This is a genomic window from Paraburkholderia sp. RL18-085-BIA-A, from assembly GCF_046027075.1.
In the GTDB taxonomy this organism is placed as follows: Bacteria; Pseudomonadota; Gammaproteobacteria; order Burkholderiales; family Burkholderiaceae; genus Paraburkholderia.
This window is the reverse complement of record NZ_JARESU010000597.1, coordinates 1-496: the sequence shown is the minus strand read 5'-3', so window position 1 is coordinate 496 and position 496 is coordinate 1. Positions and strand designations below refer to the sequence as shown.

Annotated in this window: 1 pseudogene; it reads right to left on the bottom strand. The window is 61.9% G+C overall.

The window, feature by feature from the left end:
- Positions 1–380: pseudogene (locus tag P0D89_RS54015) on the bottom strand (RNA-guided endonuclease InsQ/TnpB family protein); the annotation flags it as partial.
- Positions 381–496 lie beyond the last annotated feature (116 nt).

The following is a 496-nucleotide window of genomic DNA, read 5'->3' as shown; positions in this document are numbered from 1 at the left end:
CGGCCGCGGCTGTCTTCGGAGATGCAACCGGCGCCGAACTCATAGCCGGCCAGGCCGTAGCTGTCCCAGACGCCAAGATGCAGGCCCTGAAAGTGGGCCTGACCATGGCGCCATACGACCGAGCGGGCTTTGAATGGAATCCATCCCAGCGAGCGCCGCGCGCCGACCGAGCGCCGCCACCGAAGCTTTACCTTGCGGTGCTGTTTGCGGCGCGTCGCGTACTCTTCGGCGATCTGCTGAAACACGGCCGAGCCGACCGCCAGGCCTTCTTTCGAGGCCCCGTTCAGATAGCGCTGGATCTCAATGCCAGAGGCAAAGCGTCGCTCGCGGCGAAAGATCTGGAGCGACAGGTCATTGCAGTAGTTCCAGACAAAGTTCACAGCCCGCGCCATCTCGGCAAGCGACGGAGCATGCCTGTCCTTGATTCTTATGCGCAGAACTCGAACTGGATCCTTGCAACGTGCCACGTGTCGACTCACTCCGGTTTGACTGTATG